Annotated in this window: 13 protein-coding genes and 1 pseudogene; 2 read left to right on the top strand and 12 right to left on the bottom strand. The window is 70.5% G+C overall.

All coding sequences use genetic code 11. From position 1 onward, the window contains the following. Positions 1–10: 10 nt before the first annotated feature. The 5 genes from AB0D34_RS25175 to AB0D34_RS25155 all read right to left on the bottom strand — a co-directional run bounded on the left by AB0D34_RS25175 (position 11) and on the right by AB0D34_RS25155 (position 6,475). On the bottom strand, positions 11–1,036 hold the full coding sequence (locus AB0D34_RS25175; RefSeq protein WP_362664983.1) for an oxidoreductase: 1,026 nt from the start codon (positions 1,034–1,036) through the stop codon (positions 11–13). Positions 1,037–1,089: 53 nt separating this feature from the next. Next, positions 1,090–1,365, bottom strand: a complete 276-nt coding sequence (locus tag AB0D34_RS25170; protein ID WP_362664981.1) for a hypothetical protein — start codon at positions 1,363–1,365, stop codon at positions 1,090–1,092. A 109-nt stretch (positions 1,366–1,474) separates the two neighbouring features. Continuing rightward, on the bottom strand, positions 1,475–3,175 hold the full coding sequence (locus tag AB0D34_RS25165; RefSeq protein ID WP_362664979.1) for a BCCT family transporter: 1,701 nt from the start codon (positions 3,173–3,175) through the stop codon (positions 1,475–1,477). 88 nt (positions 3,176–3,263) lie between these two features. Beyond that, positions 3,264–4,505 carry a M14 family metallocarboxypeptidase gene (locus tag AB0D34_RS25160; RefSeq protein ID WP_362664977.1) on the bottom strand — a complete coding sequence of 414 codons (1,242 nt, stop codon included), beginning with the start codon at positions 4,503–4,505 and terminating at the stop codon, positions 3,264–3,266. Next, positions 4,502–6,475, bottom strand: coding sequence for a Xaa-Pro dipeptidyl-peptidase (locus AB0D34_RS25155; protein WP_362664975.1), 1,974 nt, complete (start codon positions 6,473–6,475; stop codon positions 4,502–4,504). The genes AB0D34_RS25160 and AB0D34_RS25155 overlap by 4 nt, the downstream gene beginning before the upstream one ends. Before the next feature lie 162 nt (positions 6,476–6,637). Here AB0D34_RS25155 and AB0D34_RS25150 point away from each other — a divergent pair, with 162 nt between their 5' ends. Beyond that, entirely contained in the window at positions 6,638–8,140 is a 1,503-nt protein-coding gene (locus AB0D34_RS25150) for a M1 family metallopeptidase (RefSeq protein ID WP_362664973.1), read from the top strand. Positions 8,141–8,165: 25 nt separating this feature from the next. On the opposite strand, the pseudogene AB0D34_RS25145 reads toward AB0D34_RS25150, so the two are convergent. The 4 genes and pseudogenes from AB0D34_RS25145 to AB0D34_RS25130 form a co-directional block, all read right to left on the bottom strand. Next, positions 8,166–8,455, bottom strand: a pseudogene (locus AB0D34_RS25145) (DUF6766 family protein); the annotation flags it as partial. Continuing rightward, positions 8,356–8,748, bottom strand: a complete 393-nt coding sequence (locus AB0D34_RS25140; protein ID WP_362664971.1) for a DUF6766 family protein — start codon at positions 8,746–8,748, stop codon at positions 8,356–8,358. The pseudogene AB0D34_RS25145 and the gene AB0D34_RS25140, both read right to left, overlap by 100 nt. 490 nt (positions 8,749–9,238) lie before the next feature. After that, a complete protein-coding gene (locus AB0D34_RS25135) occupies positions 9,239–10,147 on the bottom strand; it encodes a PfkB family carbohydrate kinase (RefSeq protein ID WP_362664969.1) in 909 nt (302 codons plus the stop codon). Between the two features lies 1 nt (position 10,148). Next, entirely contained in the window at positions 10,149–10,631 is a 483-nt protein-coding gene (locus AB0D34_RS25130; protein WP_362664967.1) for a macro domain-containing protein, read from the bottom strand. 171 nt (positions 10,632–10,802) lie between these two features. Between AB0D34_RS25130 and AB0D34_RS25125 the strand changes: the two genes are divergently transcribed. Beyond that, the gene (locus tag AB0D34_RS25125; protein ID WP_362664965.1) at positions 10,803–11,522 is read left to right on the top strand and encodes a MerR family transcriptional regulator; all 720 of its coding nucleotides are present in this window, start codon (positions 10,803–10,805) and stop codon (positions 11,520–11,522) included. A gap of 25 nt (positions 11,523–11,547) precedes the next feature. Here AB0D34_RS25125 and AB0D34_RS25120 read toward each other — a convergent pair whose 3' ends face one another. From AB0D34_RS25120 to AB0D34_RS25110, 3 genes are all read right to left on the bottom strand, one after another. Then, positions 11,548–13,176, bottom strand: a complete 1,629-nt coding sequence (locus tag AB0D34_RS25120; protein ID WP_362664963.1) for a thiamine pyrophosphate-binding protein — start codon at positions 13,174–13,176, stop codon at positions 11,548–11,550. Positions 13,177–13,458: 282 nt separating this feature from the next. Next, positions 13,459–15,651 (bottom strand): 3-hydroxyacyl-CoA dehydrogenase NAD-binding domain-containing protein, encoded by a 2,193-nt coding sequence (locus AB0D34_RS25115; RefSeq protein ID WP_362664961.1) that lies wholly within the window; start codon positions 15,649–15,651, stop codon positions 13,459–13,461. A gap of 42 nt (positions 15,652–15,693) precedes the next feature. Beyond that, on the bottom strand, positions 15,694–16,908 hold the full coding sequence (locus tag AB0D34_RS25110) for an acetyl-CoA C-acetyltransferase (protein ID WP_362664959.1): 1,215 nt from the start codon (positions 16,906–16,908) through the stop codon (positions 15,694–15,696). Positions 16,909–16,929 lie beyond the last annotated feature (21 nt).

Genomic DNA, 16,929 nt, shown 5'->3' with positions numbered 1-16,929 from the left:
GCTTCGGTTCTCACCGGGCCATCGCCTCCACCAGGACACTTCCGGAGGTCCGGGCCACGACGAACGCCTCTCCCTTCACCGCCCTGGCGTCCAGGGCGATGCGGTGCCTGCCCGCTTCCAGGACGCCGTCGAAGACCTCCTGGGCGTGGGTGCGGTACAGGCGGTCGAGGCGGTACGCCGTCAGGCGCACCCGGCACGGTGAGGTGACCTCGACGCCCGCCTCGCCGTCGGCGGCGACCAGGCGGGTCAGACGGCGCTGTTCGACCGGGCTGCGGTCCAGGGCGTGCTCTATCTGGGCCACCAGCAGCGGGATGATCGGGGCGAGGCCGTCGACGTAGGCCACGTCGACGCCCGCACGTTCGAAGGAGCGGCGTACGGCGGCACGTTCCTCCTCGGTGACCGCGCGGCCGAAGGCGACGGCGCCGTAGCCGCGCAGTTCGTCGGCGTGGATGTCGCCGACCTCGCGGGTGATGTCGGCGCCGATGCCGATGATGCGCAGGGCTGCGGCGAGTTTGGCGAGGACGGCGACGCGGGCGCCGATGAGCAGGACGCGGCGGCGGGCGTTCTCCGCGTCGCCGCCTCGGAGCAGGGAGTCGAGCGCCGCCCGGTACTCGGTGCCCTCGAAGCGGAAGGGCCCTATGCCGTGGTAGCCGTTGAGTTCGAGGTCCACGGCTTCCTCGGTCTGCCAGGCGAAGTCCCGCCAGATGAAGTCGTCGCCGTCCCGCTCGATGACGGCGGTGACGGCTCCGCAGGCGAGGTCCTCGCACTCCGGGCAGCCGTAGATGACGTAACGGCCGCCCGGAAGCGGGGCGTCCGTCTCGCCCAGGAGGCTGCGGACCTGGGCGGTGAAGATCGCGGGTGGGACGTCGGAGGCCAGTGGGGAGACGGCGTCGAGGTCGGAGAGCTGGAAGAGGAGCGGGCGGCTGTCGACGATGAAGTCCACGAAGTCCCGGTGTATCTGGAAGTCACCGTTGGCGAGAACTCCACCGGCACGCATCGCCGGTGCCAGGCCGAAGGTCGCGTATGCGGCAGACATGGTGTGAGTATTCCCGCCTTTGGGGCGGTCTGAGCACGGCATGGGGCATTCCGCTAGCGGCGGGTGCCGGGGCGCTCCGCGCGGACGAGGGGACGGGCGTGCGGGCCGATGTCGGCGGCGTACGCGTAGTCGAAGGAGGAGCGGGCGAGGCGGGCCTGGACGAGCGAAGCGGGGCGCGACGGTGGCCGGGGGTACGGGGAGGAGGTCGGCGGCGCGGAGGCGGCGGGCTCCTCGGAGACGGCAGACGGCGCTGAGAAGCCGGGCGGGCCGGAGGAAGCCGGCGGCGCGAAGGAAGCCGGCAGGCCGGAGGAGGCGCCCGCCTCGGACACGGCAGACAGCCCTGAGAAGGCGGGCGGGGCAGAGGAGGTCGGCGCCTCGGAGAAGGCAGGCGGCTCGGAGGAGGCGGTCAGGCTCGCCTCCTCCGGACGTGTGCCGTCCTCAGGCGTGGTCGTGGCCCAGTGGGTCGCCCTCCGTCTCGGTGCCGGGGCCCGGGCCGATCTGGATCCCGAAGTCGCCGTCGTACTTGCGGTGGCCCTCGATCACGGCGAGTTCGACGGCCTCGGAGCCCATCTCGCCACGCACGATGACCGGATCGCGGCGCAGGTCGCGCATGAGGGCGACGCACATGCCGATCATCACGAGGACGAAGGGCGCGGCCGCCAGGATCGTGAGGTTCTGCAGGCCGGTGAGCGCGTCTCCCTGCCCGCTGCCGACGAGCAGCATGATGGCGGCGACCGCTCCGGTGACCACACCCCAGAACACGACGACGAAACGGCCGGGTTCCAGGGCGCCCTTCTGGGAGAGCGTGCCCATCACGATCGACGCGGCGTCGGCGCCCGAGACGAAGAAGATGCCGACCAGGATCATCACGAGCAGGCTGGTGACGGTGGCGATGGGGAACTCCTGGAGCACGCCGAAGAGTTGGCCCTCCGGGGTGTCCGCGCCGCCGAGCGCGCCGCCCTCCTTCAGCTTCATGGCCGTACCGCCGAAGAGCGCGAACCAGACCAGGCTGACCGTGCTGGGCACGAGGATGACCCCGCCCACGAACTGCCGGACGGTGCGGCCGCGGCTGATGCGGGCGATGAACATGCCGACGAAGGGCGTCCAGGAGATCCACCAGGCCCAGTAGAAGACGGTCCAGCTGCTGAGCCACTCCGCGACGCCCTTGCCACCGCTGGCCTCGGTGCGGCCCGCAAGTTGGGGCAGGTCGCCGAGGTAGGAGAAGACCGAGGTGGGCAGCAGGTCGAGCACGATGATCGTGGGGCCCGCGACGAACACGAACGCCGCGAGGATCAGGGCGAGCACCATGTTGGTGTTGGACAGCCACTGGATGCCCCGCTCGATGCCGGAGACGGCGGAGAGTACGAAGGCCAGGGTCAGCACGGCGATGATCGCGACGAGCAGGCCGGTGCTGACGTGGTCCATCCAGTCCAGTTCCTGGAAGCCGGAGCCTATCTGGAGGGCGCCGAGGCCGAGGGAGGCGGCGGAGCCGAAGACGGTGGCGATGATCGCGAGGATGTCGATCACCCGGCCCGCGGTGCCGTTCGCGTGCTTCTCCCCGATGAGCGGGGTGAAGACGGCGCTGATGGTCTGGCGCCGGCGCTTTCGGAAGGTGCTGTAGGCGATGCCGAGGCCGACCACCGCGTAGATCGCCCACGGGTGCAGGGTCCAGTGGAAGAGGGTGGTGGCCATCGCCGTCTCCATGCGGTCACCGGAGCCCGCGGGATTCGTGCCCGGCGGCGGGGTCGTGTAGTGCGAGAGCGGCTCGCTGACGCCGTAGAACATCAGACCGATGCCCATGCCGGCGCTGAACATCATCGCGACCCAGGACACCGTCTTGAACTCGGGTTCCTCACCCTCGACGCCCAGGTGGATGCGGCCGTAGCGGCTCATGGCCAGCCACAGGGCGAACACCACGAAACACGAGGCGGCCAGCATGAAGGCCCAGCCGCCGTTGTGGATCAACCCGTTGAGCATCGTGGTGGAGACGTCCTCCAGGGAGTCCGTCGCCGCCCAGCCCCAGATCACGAAGGCCAGGGTGATGACGGCGGTGACGCCGAACACCACCCGGTCGGTCTCGTGGCGGAGAACGCCCGCGGGACCTTCCCGGCCACCTCTCTTCTTCAGGTCTTCAGTCATCTGCGGCGCCTTCCCCCGGGGCGGTGGATATACCGGTTTTCACGCAGTTCCCCAGGACCTGCCACAGGTGCCGCAGATCTCGACCGATTCAGCAGCCGGTGTCGGGCTCCCCGGCCGTCAGGTGGTACGGCGCGCGTTCGTCGAGGAGCAGCGGGACGAGGGCGCGCAGGGGCTGGCCGAGCGGGACGTAGGTGCCCTTCGTCCGCACTCCGTGCAGGGCGAGTTCGTCCTTCACCTCCGTGTACTGGGCATCGGTGAGCCGGTAGCCGCAGGGCGGGTCCTGGATCACCTCGGCCGGTTCGGGCGGGTCGTTGTCGGCGCCGCCGAGGTGGACCGGGCCCGCGGTGGGTCTGTGGCGGGCCTCGGTGGTGGCCTTCCCGATGTGTCGGCGCCGGTCGTCGGCGAACCCGAACAGGCCCTTCAGAGCGGCCAGTTGGGAGTTCACCCGGCGCCGGTTGTTGCCCGCCTCGTCCGTGTCCGTCAGCGGTTCGACCCGGCTCTCGATCAGCAGGCCGATCGAGTGCTTGATCCCGGACATGTTGCGCAGGATACGTTCCTGACCGTCACCGGCGACCTGCTTGATCGGGGCGCCGGTGACCGGGTCGGTCCAGATGCCGTACGTACCGGTCGAGTAGCCCGCTTTCTGCGCGGCCGGTCGTACATACGCCCGGGACAGGGTCTCGGCCTCGTCGTGGACGGCCTCGTCGGTGTTGAGGTTGCGGGGCCAGAGGTCGAAGAGGTCCTTGTCGTAGTACCGCGGTGTGGCCGAGTACTCGTGCAGGTCGTAGATGATGTCCGGTTGCCGGTCGCGGATCACCCTGGCCATGGCGCGGGCCTCCGCGGTGGCCAGGGCCAGGTGGTCGCGGTTGATGTCGACGCCGTCGCTGTTGCCGCGGGTGTCGGCGGCGCGGCCGTCCGGGTTGGCGGTGGGCACGACCAGCACGGAGGTGCGGTCGAGGAAGCGCCGGGTGCGGGAGTCCTTCGCGTACGCCAGGTCGCGGACCTTGCTGAGGCAGGCCTCGCGGCCGGACGGTTCGTCGCCGTGCTGGCTGCAGACGAGGAGGACTTTGTCGGCGGCGTGGCGGGCGCCCACCTGGACGAGGTGGAGGGGGCGGCCCTGTTTCGTCGTACCGATGCGGCTGAGGGAGACCCTGTCGCTCCGGTCGACCTGTGTGAGGAAGTCCTGCTCCTCGGACTCGGACGTCCAGCGGGCGCCCTCGGTTCTTTCGAAACCGGTGCGGGGCGGGGCCTCGGACGCGTGGGCCGGCGCGGCGACCAGGGATGCGACCAGGGCCGCCGCGCCTACGGTGGTGACGGCTCGGATCCTCATCCGCCCTCCGGAACCCGGTGGACGGTGCGCGGAGCGCGGACCCCGTCGAGGGCCCCGGCCTTGTCCGGTACGACCGTCTTGGCGCCCTTCGTCGCGTACGCGAAGGCCGGCGCGCCTCCGACCAGCGGGACGCGGGCCGACGTACGGGACAGATCGATCGTCAGCGTCGGCTTGGTGGACGGCGGGTCGATGAGGTCCTTGTCGGTGCCCGCGACGATCAGGGCGAGGCGGTGGCCCGCCGGGACGACGTGGTCGGTGGCGCCCAGGTCGAGGGTGATCGTGTAGGCCTTGCCCGGGGTGAGGGGGACGCCCTTGCCGGGGTCGGCGTAGTTGCCGAGGTCGGCCCAGCCGCGGCTGACGACCGTGTAGTCGACGGCGGTGGTCTTCGCCCGGGTCTGCTTGAAGCAGGCGCTGTCGCCGGTGGTGCTCAGGCCCCAGCAGGTGCGGTCGGCCAGGGTGCTGATGCCTTCCCCGCTCGCCGCGTAGTCGCGGATGGTGTCGGGGCCGAGGTCCACGAGGACGGCGGAGAGGTGGGCCGTGGCGGTGGTCGGCGTCGCGGTCACGGTGACCTTGGAGGAGCCGGACAGGCGGAGGTCCCCGGTGAGGGTGCCGGTGGTGAAGCCCGCCTTGTCGGGGGTCGAGGTGTCGATCCGGGCGGCCCAGTCGGTCTCGCTGAGCGCGGGGTCGTCGGTGAAGGTCTCGGTGCCCTTGGCCTTGGGGAGGCCGAGGGTGCCGACGCCCGGCTGGGTGCCCTGGGCGGGTCGCAGGGTGGCCGCCGAAGTGCCGCGCGGGGGCCAGGACTTCGAGGTGACCCACTGGTCGGGGTGGCGCTCGATGTCGGCCATGGGTTCGCGGTCGATGCCGTTGTCGTAGCCGAGGAGTTCGTGGTCGAACCAGCGGTGCAGGGTGTCGACCCAGGCCGCCCGCCGGAAGTCGAAGGGGTCGACGTGGCCGGTCTGGGAGAGCCAGATCTTGCGCTCGACGCCGTGCTTCGCGAGCGCGTCCCACCACGGACCGACGTGCTGGAGACGGACGTTGAGGTCCTGCATGCCGTGCACGAGGAAGACGCTGGCCTTGACCTTCTTCGCGTCCTTCACGTAGTCGCGCTCGGTCCACAGGGGGGTCCGGTCGCCGGTGCGGGGTGCCTGGTCGACGAGCTTCTGCTGGACGGCGGCGCACTTGGTGCGGGCGTCGGGGCTGTCGACGTAGTTCGAGAGCCAGTCGGGGCCGGAGTCGTAGAGCGGGGCGCCCTCGGAGAAGTAGTAGTCGTACCAGGTGGAGATGGCGCTGATCGGGACGATGGTCCTCAGTCCCTCGACCCCGGTGGCGGCGACGCCGTTGGCGATGGTGCCGTCCCAGCTCTTGCCGATCATGCCGGTCCTGCCGTTGGTCCAGGTGGCCTTGGCCTTCGCGGTGCCGGTGCGGCTCGTGTAGGCGGTGGCTCGGCCGTTCAGCCAGTCGACCACCGCTTTCGCGGACTGGATGTCGGAGCGGCCGCCCACGTCCACACAACCGTCGGCGCGGTTGGTGCCGGCGAGGTCGACGCCCACGAAGGCGTAGCCGCGGGGCACGAAGTAGTTGTCGTAGAACAGCGGCATCTGGACGACGTTGCCGTTGGCGTCGTACGTCTTCAGCTGGCTCTCGTTGCCGCGTCCGCAGCAGGAGTAGTACGGGCTGGCGTCCATGATGACCGGGACCTTGCGGCCCTTCTGGGCGGCTTCGCGGGGCCGGACGATGTCGACGGCGACGCGGTCGGTCCTTCCGTCACCGTCGCCGTCGAGCCGGGTGTCCACCCAGACGGCCTCGCGGACGGCGTTCTCGTACGAGTAGACCGGTTGGCTCTCTCGCGGGGCCGTGTAGGCCTGTGCCTGTGCGGTCACGGGCGCGAGGAAGGTGGCCAGCAGGGCGGCGGTGGCCGCGGCGGCCGTCGCGAGCGGTCTCCAGATCGTGAAGCGCGTGCGTATCGACATGCCGCGGACGGTACTGCGGTCAACTCCCGTACAAAAGAGGGCCTCTTGGGGTCATGACGGCCGAATGGCGATCGTGTGACACGGGTGGCCGTGGACACATCCAGCTCACAGGTGGTGAATAGGCTGCGAACAGACCTCGTCCCCCCACGACTTGGAGTTCCCGTGCACCGCAGACTCATCGCACCGGGCGCGCTCGCAGCGGCCTCACTGATGCTGGCGATCCCGGCGTCGGCGGCGGACTTCTCCCCCGGCGCCCCGGGTATCGGCGACCCCTACTACCCGGCCTACGGCAACGGCGGCTACGACGTCTCCCACTACGACCTGCGGCTCAAGTACCAGCCGGCCACGGACGAACTGGAGGGCACGGCCACCCTCCTGGCGCGCACCACACAGGATCTGTCCCGCTTCGATCTGGACTTCCTCCTCGACGTGAGCGAGGTGCGGGTCAACGGCGCCAAGGCGTCGTTCTCCACGTCGGGCGAGCACGAGCTGGAGATCACGCCGAAGTCGCCGATGCCCAAGGGCACTTCCGTCACTGTGGTGGTCCGCTACAGCGGGGTGCCGTCGTCGAAGCAGGCGTACGGCTTCACCAGCTGGCACCGCACTCCCGACGGCGGGGTCGGGGCGAACGAGCCCGAGGCGGCCTGGTGGTGGTTCCCGAGCAACGACCACCCGCTCGACAAGGCGACCTATGACGTGTCGGTCCTGGTGCCGGACGGCAGCCAGGCCATCTCCAACGGCACGCTCCAGTCCACGAGTTCACGCCTCGGCTGGACCCGCTGGAACTGGCGCTCCGACAAACCACAGGCCACGTATCTCGCGACGCTCGCCGTCGGTCGGTTCGACATCACGACCGGGCTGACCGACGGCGGCATTCCGGTCGTCAACGCCTACAGCAAGGACCTCGGTGCCAACGCCGGTGCCGCGCGGGCCAGCGTGGAGCGGACCGGAGAGATCGCCGACTGGCTGAGCTCGTACTTCGGGCCGTATCCCTTCAACGCGCTCGGCGGCTATGTGCCGAACACCGACACCGGGTACGCGCTGGAGACCCAAACCCGGCCGTTCTACAGCCCTCGTCAGTTCGCGAACGGGTCCAACACCTCCGTGGTCGTGCACGAGTTGGCCCACCAGTGGTACGGCGACCTCGTGTCCGTGCACGGCTGGAAGGACATCTGGATCAACGAGGGGTTCGCTCGGTACGCGCAGTGGCTGTGGTCCGAGCACGAGGGCGAGGGGACGGCGCAGGAACTCGCCGACTACGTGTACGACTCGCACCCTGCCGACGACCCGTTCTGGACCGTGAAGCCGGGTGACCCCGGGCCGGAGAACCAGTTCGACATCGCCGTCTACGACCGGGGCGCACTGGCCCTCCAGGCGCTGCGGAACGAGATCGGGGACGAGGCGTTCTTCGCGGTGCTGAAGGGCTGGCCGCAGAAGTACGCGTACGGCAACGCGTCGGTCGCCGACTTCCAGAAGTACGCCGAGGAGGTGTCGGGGCAGCCGTTGGCCGCTCTGTTCGACACATGGCTGTTCCAGCCGTCGAAGCCGGGGGCGCCGGCGGCTCGGGGGGCGTCGATCGCTGCGGAGACCACGGAGGCTGGGGGTGTCGTACAGCCGAGGTCGTGGAAGAAGATCGCGGCGACGAACGACGTGCACGCCGACTAGGACGGCCTGGGGCCGGAGGGCGGTCCTATCCCTCGACACCCGTCGAGGTGTGGGCCGCCCCCACCGGCTTGGATTCCGGGGAGCCGCGCTGTCTGAGGTAGACGGAGAGGATGGCCAGAAGTCCGCGGAGCCGATGTAGCTGCCCCAGCTCATGGGCGGCTCGAGCCCTCGGAGTTGCTCCTCGTTGTACGCGGCGACGCCGCTGATCGACTGCGTCAGCCAGGAGAGGACGAAGACGGTGCCCATGACCAGGCCGAGGGAGTGGGAGTAGAGCCCCTGGCGCAGTCCCCCGGCGCCGGCCCATCGCGGGGAGTCCCGGTGGGTGTACCGCCCGACCTGTTGGTCCCGGTCGGATTCCGTGCCGGCCTTGTGCATCTCCGGAAGAACTGGAGGTACTCCGACTGCCAGTTCTCTGACACGTCCACGGCGAAGTCGGACGACATCAGGTATTCGCCGAATCCGACCTGGGTGAGTCCCTCGGCGGCGAGCTGGTTGTTGAAGTCCGCCTGGCCCGCGATCGCGTGGCCGACGAGGGACAGCAGGAATCCGATGCCGAAGGCCAGGCCGAGGCCGTTGTCGCGCAGGAAGCCGCGGGTGCGTGTGGTCATCGGTGCATCAGCCCCAGGACGGTGAAGTAGACGAGGCCGCTGAGGACGACGACCAGACAGAGCGTGAACATGGTCCGCATACGCCGTCAGCGCGAGGGGTGCAACCTGCGGCCACGACCTTCCAGCCGTCGTGGAACAGGGAGAGGAAGAGGGTGTCGGAGTCCAGGACGACGCGGGCCTGTCTGCCGTAGACGTCCACGCGGTGGGTGCTGCCTCCGAGGGGGATCTCCTGGGCGGCGATCGCCTTCGCGCAGCTCGCCTTCTCGTTCTCCTCCAGTTCGCTGCGGGTTTCCGGGGCGAGTGCCGCGCAGAGGCCGCTCGGATCGTCCGCGCGGAGAAGTCGTTCGAATCCGGCCGCGGTGGATTCGACGTCCGAGCGGCGCTCTCCGGCACTGCCGCAGCCCGCGAGGGCCAGTCCGACCAGGGCAGGAGAATCAGCGTGCCGATCCGGAGCGCCTTTCTCACCCCGCCCGACCCGAATGCTCCCGAATCAGGAAACGGTCGCTCGGGCCAGGAGTATGTCCCTGGTGATCGCGTCCGTCTCCGTGGACGGGACGGTGCAGGCGTGGGCGCCGGCCACCGCGCCGTAGCGGGCGCAGCGGCTCGGGGGCTCGCCGGTCAGACGGCCGAAGAGGAACGCGGCCGCGAAGGCGTCGCCCGCGCCGTTGGAGTCGATCACGGGGGCGGGTGGGGTGACCGGTGGGACGTGGGTCAGCTTGCCGTCGGTGAGGACGTGGGCACCCTCGGCACCGGCGGTGGCGACGACCGCCTCGGCGCGGCCGCGCGCGGCGATGTCGCGCATGGTGCGCTCGGGGTCGGTGAGGGCGGCCGCGGACAGGAAGACCACGTCGCCGGCGAGGGCGAACGGCTCGTGGTACGGGTTCTCGCCATCCCAGTCGTGGAGGTCGGTGGAGAGGGTGGCGCCGGTCTCGCGGAGGAGGGGCAGGGCGTGGGCGCAGGGGTGGGTGATCGAGACGTGGACGTGCCGGGCGGCTTCGGCGAGGGGGATCAGGGTGTCCGCCGGGAATCGGTCGTCGGGGTGCGCCCGGCTGGTGTCGTACAGGGACAGGCGTCTGCCGTCGGGGCCGACGAGATTGACCGCGCGCTTGGTGCCGACGGGCTGGGGTACGGCGGTGAGCGCGATGCCGCGGTCGTGGTGCAGGGCGCGGACGAGGTCGCCCTCGGGGTCGTCGCCGAGGAAGTCGAGGTGGTGGGTGCGCAGGCCAAGGGCGGCGAGGCCCACGGCGACGAAGTCTCCGGTCTGTCCGGCGCGGGTGCGGATACCGGAGTCGATCATGTAGCTGTCGGCGTGGGGCAGGGGCAGGGGCAGGTCGGGGACGTACACGATGGTGTCCACCCCGGCTCCGCCCAGCACGAGCACGTCGATGTCGCGGCTCATGTCAGTCCTCGCCGTGGTCGTGGACGGTGACGGCGAGGCCCCGATTCACCAGTCGCTCCATGATCAGCGGCTCCACCTTGGACCACTTCCCGCCGGCCAGTCCGCACCCGATCCGTGGCATGTGCACGGACGCGCCGAGCTCCACCGCCTTGTCGGCCAGCCGATCCAGCGCCTCGTCGATCGCCTCATAGCGGACCGGGACGCCCTTGCTGCCCCTCCGGATGCCCCGCTGCCCGATCATGTTGGCCACCCACACATATGGCTCGACCTGCACGAACTGCGCGGCGCCCAGACCGAAGTCGTTCGACGCGCGCTCCCGGTGCCAGGCGCGGTAGGCGGCTTCCGGCTCCGGCCAGCGGCGCGACACCGCCACGACAAAGCCCTTTCCCCAGCCCCCGATGTCGTTGCAGACATGCGCGATCAGTTTGACGCCCTTCACCGACGGGGTGGTGGCGTCGCCTCGGATGTAGTTGATCTCCCCCATGACGCCACCGTAGAGCGTGCCACTGACAACGGCTCCCCGTCAGTTGGAGGGGCGGGTGAGCAGGATGCCGCCGTAGGGGACCTGGCTGCGGTTCATGCGGGCCGTGAACTTCGGGGCCGAGGGCACACGAAGAGGTTTCACACCATTGGTGAGACAGCGATACTGCTCCACATGACGACCGACGCCCCCACCGACGCCGAGGAGCCGACCCTCACGATCGACGAGCTGGCCGCGCGGGCCGGGATCACGGTCCGCACGGTCCGTTTCTACGGCACCCGAGGGCTGCTCCCGCCGCCGGTGATCGGTCCGCGCCGGGTCGGTCACTACGGCCCCGAGCATCTCGCACGCCTCGCGCTGATCGAGGAGCTCCAGCACCAGGGCATGACGCTGGCGGCGATCGAGCGGTACATGGAGCAGCTGCCCGCCGATCTCAGCGCCCACGACCTCGCGATCCACCGGGCCGTGGTGGCCTCCTGGGCCCCGGACGCCGTGGCACGGGTGACGCGCGAGGAGCTCCAGCGGCGAGCGGGGCGGGCGCTGATCGACGACGATCTGGAGCGACTCGCCGCGATGGACGTCGTACGGCGGGACGGTGACGGCTACCGGGTCGACCTCGGCCTGCTCCGGCTCGGTGTCGGGCTGCTCGACGTCCCGCTGTCCCAGGAGGCGATCCTGGCCTCGCGGAAGGTGCTGATCGAGCACTCCCGGGCCGCCGCGCACGAGCTGTCCCAGCTGTTCCGGGGCGAGGTGTCCCAACGCGACGCGCAGGACGTGAAATCACTGTCCGCGCACATGGAACCCCTGGTCGTCCAGGCCTTGTTGACGACGTTTCAGCGGTCCCTGAAGGAGGAGCTGCGAGGATGGACGGCAGAGATGGACGGAGCGTCCTGACACGAGACGCGTCCTGGTGACTCCGCTATGACCGGAGCGGTACGTCGACGAGCAGCGGGCCGGTGAGTCCGCTCGCGCCGGACACCAGCTCCTTCAAGTGGTCGGCGCTGTCGGCCCGGACGGCGTCGACGCCGAAGAAGCGGGCCGCCTGGGTGAAGTCGAGGGGGCCCAGTTCGGTGCCGGGGCAGGTGCCTTCGCCGCCCATCGCCGTGTAGGTGTCCTGGACGGTGCGGTAGACGCCGTTGTTCATGACGACGAAGAGCACGGGGGCCTTCTGGCGGGCCGCGCTCCACAGGCCCTGGAGGCCGAAGAGGGTGCAGCCGTCGCCCAGGACAGCGACGACAGGACGGCCGGGTTGGGCGAGGGATCGGCCCACGGCGGCGCCGATGCCCCAGCCGAGGCCGCCGCCGACGGTGTGGGTGTAGCTGCCGGGGCTCTCCAGTCGTACGTGCCGGCGGAGCAGGAGACCCACCGTGATGGCCTCCTCCACGACCACCGCGTCCGGCGGAAGGCCGCTCGCCACGGCGTGCGCGGCGGCCCAGGGGGCGAGGGGGGCCGGGGAGTAGGCGGCCCGGGCCGCGGCCTCGGCGCGGTCGCGGTCGGCGGTGTGCTGTTCACCGGCGCGCAGGACGCGGGCCTTCGCGGTGTGTTCGGGTACGCGCTCGCGGAGCAGGTCCGCCAGGCGGTGCAGGGAGGGGGCGAGGGCGCCGACCAGGCCTGTGTCGGCGGGGAAGTTGCGGCCGATCTCGTCCTGGTCGGAGTCGAGTTGGAGGACGGTGAGACCGGCGGGCAGGGCGGGGCCCGGGGTGTAGTGGTGGGGGGTGAAGGCGTGGGCGCCGGCGATCAGGAGGGTGTCGTAGGGAGCGAGTGCCTCTCGGATCGCGTCGTGGCGGGGTGGGAGCATGCCCGCGTACAAGGGGTGCGTGGTCGGGAAGTTGAGGGCGTCCGCCATCGGCTGGTGGTGGACCACCGCTCCGCAGGTCTCGGCTGTGCGGACGAGTGCGCCGAGGGCGTCCTCGCGGGCCACGCCGTCGCCGGCGACGATCGCGGGGCGGGCGGCCGCTCCCAGGAGTACGGCGGCCCGTTCGATGCCGGGGGCCGGGCCCTGCGGGGGTGCGGGGGTGCGGGGTGGGATCTCCAGTTCCGTGTCCTCCTGGAGGAGGTCCGTGGGGATGGAGAGGAACACCGGTCCTGCGGGCGGGCGTTGAGCCAGGGCGAAGGCTCGGCGAAGCGCCAGGGGGAGGTCGCGGGCGTGCTGGAGGTCGTACGTCGCCTTCACCGCGGGAGTCGCGAGGCCGATCACGTCGCCGGAGAGCATCGGGTCCTGCTGGAGGTGGCGGCGGTCCTGTTGGCCTGCCGTGACGACCAACGGGGTGCGGGAGCGGCGGGCGTTGAGGAGGCCTATGAGGCCGTTGGCGAGGCCCGCGGCGATGTGGAGGCTGACGAAGGCGGGGCGGTGCGTGGCTCTGGCATAGCCGTCGGCCATGGCCACCACGGAGCCCTCGTGGACGCCCAGGACGTACTCGGGGGCGTCCTTCGTCTGTGACAGGGCTGCGAGGAAGGGCAGTTCGGTGGTGCCCGGGTTGCCGAAGACGCGGTCCACGCCCTCGTCTCGGAGGATTTTTAGGACGGCGAGGGCGGGGCGGTGACCCATGGTGGCTCCTCGTGGGGGGAGGGGGCAGCGGTGGGGCCTGGTGACCGGCTTGTGGGTCAGCGTCGGGGAGGTGGGGGGTGTGGGGCAAGGGGGCGTGTCGCTCAGCGGTGCGGGGCGGCGGGGAGGTTTTCGCCCCGCCGCCCCTACCTGTCCCATCACCAGGGGCGCTGCCCCTTCGACCCCGTTCCTGGGGGCTGCGCCCCAGACCCCATCGGCCCGAAGGGCCTCGTCCTCAAACGCCGGACGGGCTGAGATGCCCGGACCGGCGTACAAAAGCCCCGGTCACTCGTCCCCGAACCGCTCCCCCTTCTCCGCCTTCTCCACCAGCAGCGCCGGCGGCGTGAACCGCTCCCCGTACCGGTCCGCCAGCTCCCGCGCGCGAGTCACGAAACCTTGCAGACCGCCCTCGTAGCCGTTGATGTACTGCAGGACGCCGCCCGTCCAGCCCGGGAATCCGATGCCGAAGATCGAGCCGATGTTGGCGTCGGCCACCGAGGTCAGGACTCCCTCCTCCAGGAGCTTGACCGTGTCCAGGGCCTCGGAGAAGAGCATGCGTTCCTGCATGTCTTTGAAAGGCACCGTCTCGAAGGTGATCTCCGAGCCCTGGCGGGTGAAGTGTTCGCGCAGGCCCGGCCAGAGGGCGACCCGCTTGCCGTCGTCGCCGTAGTCGTAGAAACCGCCGCCTCCGCTGCGGCCGGTGCGGCCGAACTCGTCGACCATGCGGTCGATGACCGCCTCCGCGGGGTGGGGCGTCCAGGTGCCGCCCGACTCCTCCACCGCCTGCCTGGTCTCCTTGCGGATCTTGCGCGGGAGCGTCAGCGTCAACTCGTCCATCAGGGACAGGACCTTGGCCGGGTAGCCCGCCTGGGCCGCCGCCTGTTCGATCGACGCGGGCTCGATGCCCTCGCCGACCATCGCGACGCCCTCGTTGAGGAAGTGGCCGATCACGCGGGAGGTGAAGAACCCGCGGGAGTCGTTGACGACGATCGGGGTCTTCTTGATCTGGCGGACCAGGTCGAAGGCCCGGGCCAGCGCCTCCTCGCCCGTGCGCTCGCCCTTGATGATCTCGACCAGCGGCATCTTGTCGACCGGTGAGAAGAAGTGCAGGCCGATGAAGTCGTTCTGGCGCTCCACGCCTTCGGCCAGCGCGGTGATCGGCAGGGTCGAGGTGTTGGAGCACAGCAGCGCGTCCGGCTCGACGATGTGCTGGATCTCCTGGAAGACCTTGTGCTTGAGCGCCGTGTCCTCGAAGACCGCCTCGATGACGGCGTCGCAGCCGGCCAGGTCCTGGGGGTCGGCGGTCGGGGTGATGCGGGCCAGGAGCGCCTCCGCCTTCTCCTGGGTCGTACGGCCCCGGGAGACCGCCTTCGCGCAGAGCTTCTCCGAGTAGGCCTTGCCCTTGGCGGCCGCCTGCGCGGACACGTCCTTGAGGACCACGTCGATGCCCGCGCGGGCACACGAGTACGCGATGCCCGCGCCCATCATCCCGGCGCCGAGCACGGCCACCTTGCGGACCTGGCGAGGCTGCACGCCCTTGGGGCGGTTCGCGCCGGAGTTCACCGCCTGGAGGTCGAAGAAGAACGCCTGGATCATGTTCTTCGAGGTCTGGCCGGCGGCGAGTTCGACGAAGTAGCGCGCCTCGATGACCTGCGCGGTCTCGAAGTCGACCTGGGCGCCTTCCACCGCGGCCGCGAGGATGTTGCGCGGGGCCGGGTAGGGCGCTCCGTTGGTCTGCTTGCGCAGGCTCGCCGGGAAGGCGGGCAGGTTGGCCGCGAACTTCGGGTTGGCGGGCGTGCCGCCGGGGATGCGGTAGCCCGGCTTGTCCCAGGGCTGCTGGGACTCGGGGTTGGCCTCGATGAACGCGCGGGCCTTGGCGAGCAGTTCATCCTGTGTGGTGGCCACGTCGTCGACCAGGCCGTTCTGGAGGGCGCGCTGCGGGGCGTACTGCGTGCCCTGGAGCAGGACCTTCAGGAGGGCGTCGGCGATGCCCAGGAGGCGGACCGTGCGGACCACGCCGCCGCCCCCCGGGAGCAGGCCGAGCGTGACCTCGGGGCAGCCGATCTTGGAGCCGGGCGCGTCGAGGGCGATGCGGTGGTGGCAGGCCAGGGCGATCTCGTAACCGCCGCCCAGGGCAGCGCCGTTGATCGCGGCGACGACCGGCTTGCCCAGGGTCTCGATGCGGCGCAGGTTGCGCTTGATGGCGAGGCCGCCGTCGAAGAGGTCCTGCGCGGTCTCGGGGGTGACCCGGATGAGGTCGCGCAGGTCGCCGCCGGCGAAGAAGGTCTTCTTGGCGGAGGTGATGATGACACCGCGGATGGTGTCCTTCTCGGCCTCCAGGCGGTCGGTGATCACCGCGAGGGAGTCGCGGAACGCCTGGTTCATGGTGTTGGCGGACTGGTTCGGGTCGTCGATGACGAGGGTGACGACGCCGGTACGGTCCTGTTCCCAGCGGATGGTCGTGGACTGAGTGCTCATGTGGAAGTGCTCCGTGTGATCCGTCGTATCCGTGGGAGGGGGTCAGATGCGCTCGACGATGGTGGCGATGCCCATGCCGCCGCCCACACAGAGCGTCGCGAGGCCGTACCGCTTGTCCTGGCGCTCCAGTTCGTCGATCAGGCTGCCCAGGATCATGGCGCCGGTCGCGCCGAGCGGGTGGCCCAGCGCGATCGCGCCGCCGTTGACGTTGACCTTGTCCAGGGACAGGCCCATGTCCCTGACGAAGCGCAGGACGACGGCCGCGAAGGCCTCGTTGATCTCGACGAGGTCGATGTCGTCGATGGTCAGCCCGGCTTTGGCGAGGGCCTTGCGGGTGGCGGGCGCGGGTCCGGTGAGCATGATGGTGGGCTCGGAGCCGGAGACGGCCGCGGAGACGATCCGCGCGCGGGGGGTGAGGCCGTAGCGCTCGCCGACCTCCTTGGAGCCGATCGCGACGAGCGAGGCGCCGTCCACGATGCCGGAGGAGTTGCCCGCGTGGTGGACGTGGTCGATCTTCTCGACCCAGTGGTACTTCTGGAGGGCCACCGCGTCGAAGCCGCCCAGGTCGCCGATGTCCGCGAACGACGGCTTGAGCTTCGCGAGGGAGTCGGCGGTGGTGCCGGGCCGCAGGTGCTCGTCGTGGTCGAGGACGGTCAGGCCGGCGCGGTCCTTCACGGGGACGACCGAGCGGTCGAAGCGGCCCTCCTTCCAGGCCGTCGCCGCGCGCTCCTGGGAGAGGGCCGCGTACTCGTCGACGTCGCGCCGCGAGAAGCCCTCGATCGTGGCGATCAGGTCGGCGCCGATGCCCTGCGGCACGAAGTTGACGGCGAGGTTGGTCATCGGGTCGTTGAACCAGGCGCCGCCGTCGGAGGCCATCGGCACCCGGGACATGGACTCGACGCCGCCCGCGAGGACCAGGTCCTCCCAGCCCGAACGCACCTTGGCGGCGGCCATGTTGACGGCCTCCAGGCCCGAGGCACAGAAGCGGTTCTCCTGTACACCGGCCACCGTGTCCGGCAGTCCGGCGGCCACGGCGGCGATGCGGGCGATGTCGGAGCCCTGGTCGCCGACCGGGCCGACGACGCCGAGCACGATGTCGTCGACCGCCGCCGGGTCCAGATCCGGGAAGCGGGCGCGGATCTCGTGGATGAGTCCCACGACCAGGTCGATGGGCTTGGTGCCGTGCAGGGCGCCGTTCGCCTTGCCGCGGCCGCGCGGGGTGCGGATCGCGTCGTACACGTACGCTTCGGTGCTCACGAGGAAGCCTTTCAATGAGGG

The sequence above is a fragment of the Streptomyces sp. NPDC048420 genome (assembly GCF_040651535.1).
Taxonomy (GTDB): domain Bacteria; phylum Actinomycetota; class Actinomycetes; order Streptomycetales; family Streptomycetaceae; genus Streptomyces.
Note: the sequence above shows the minus strand (reverse complement) of the source record. Positions and strands in the feature narration are given on the sequence as shown.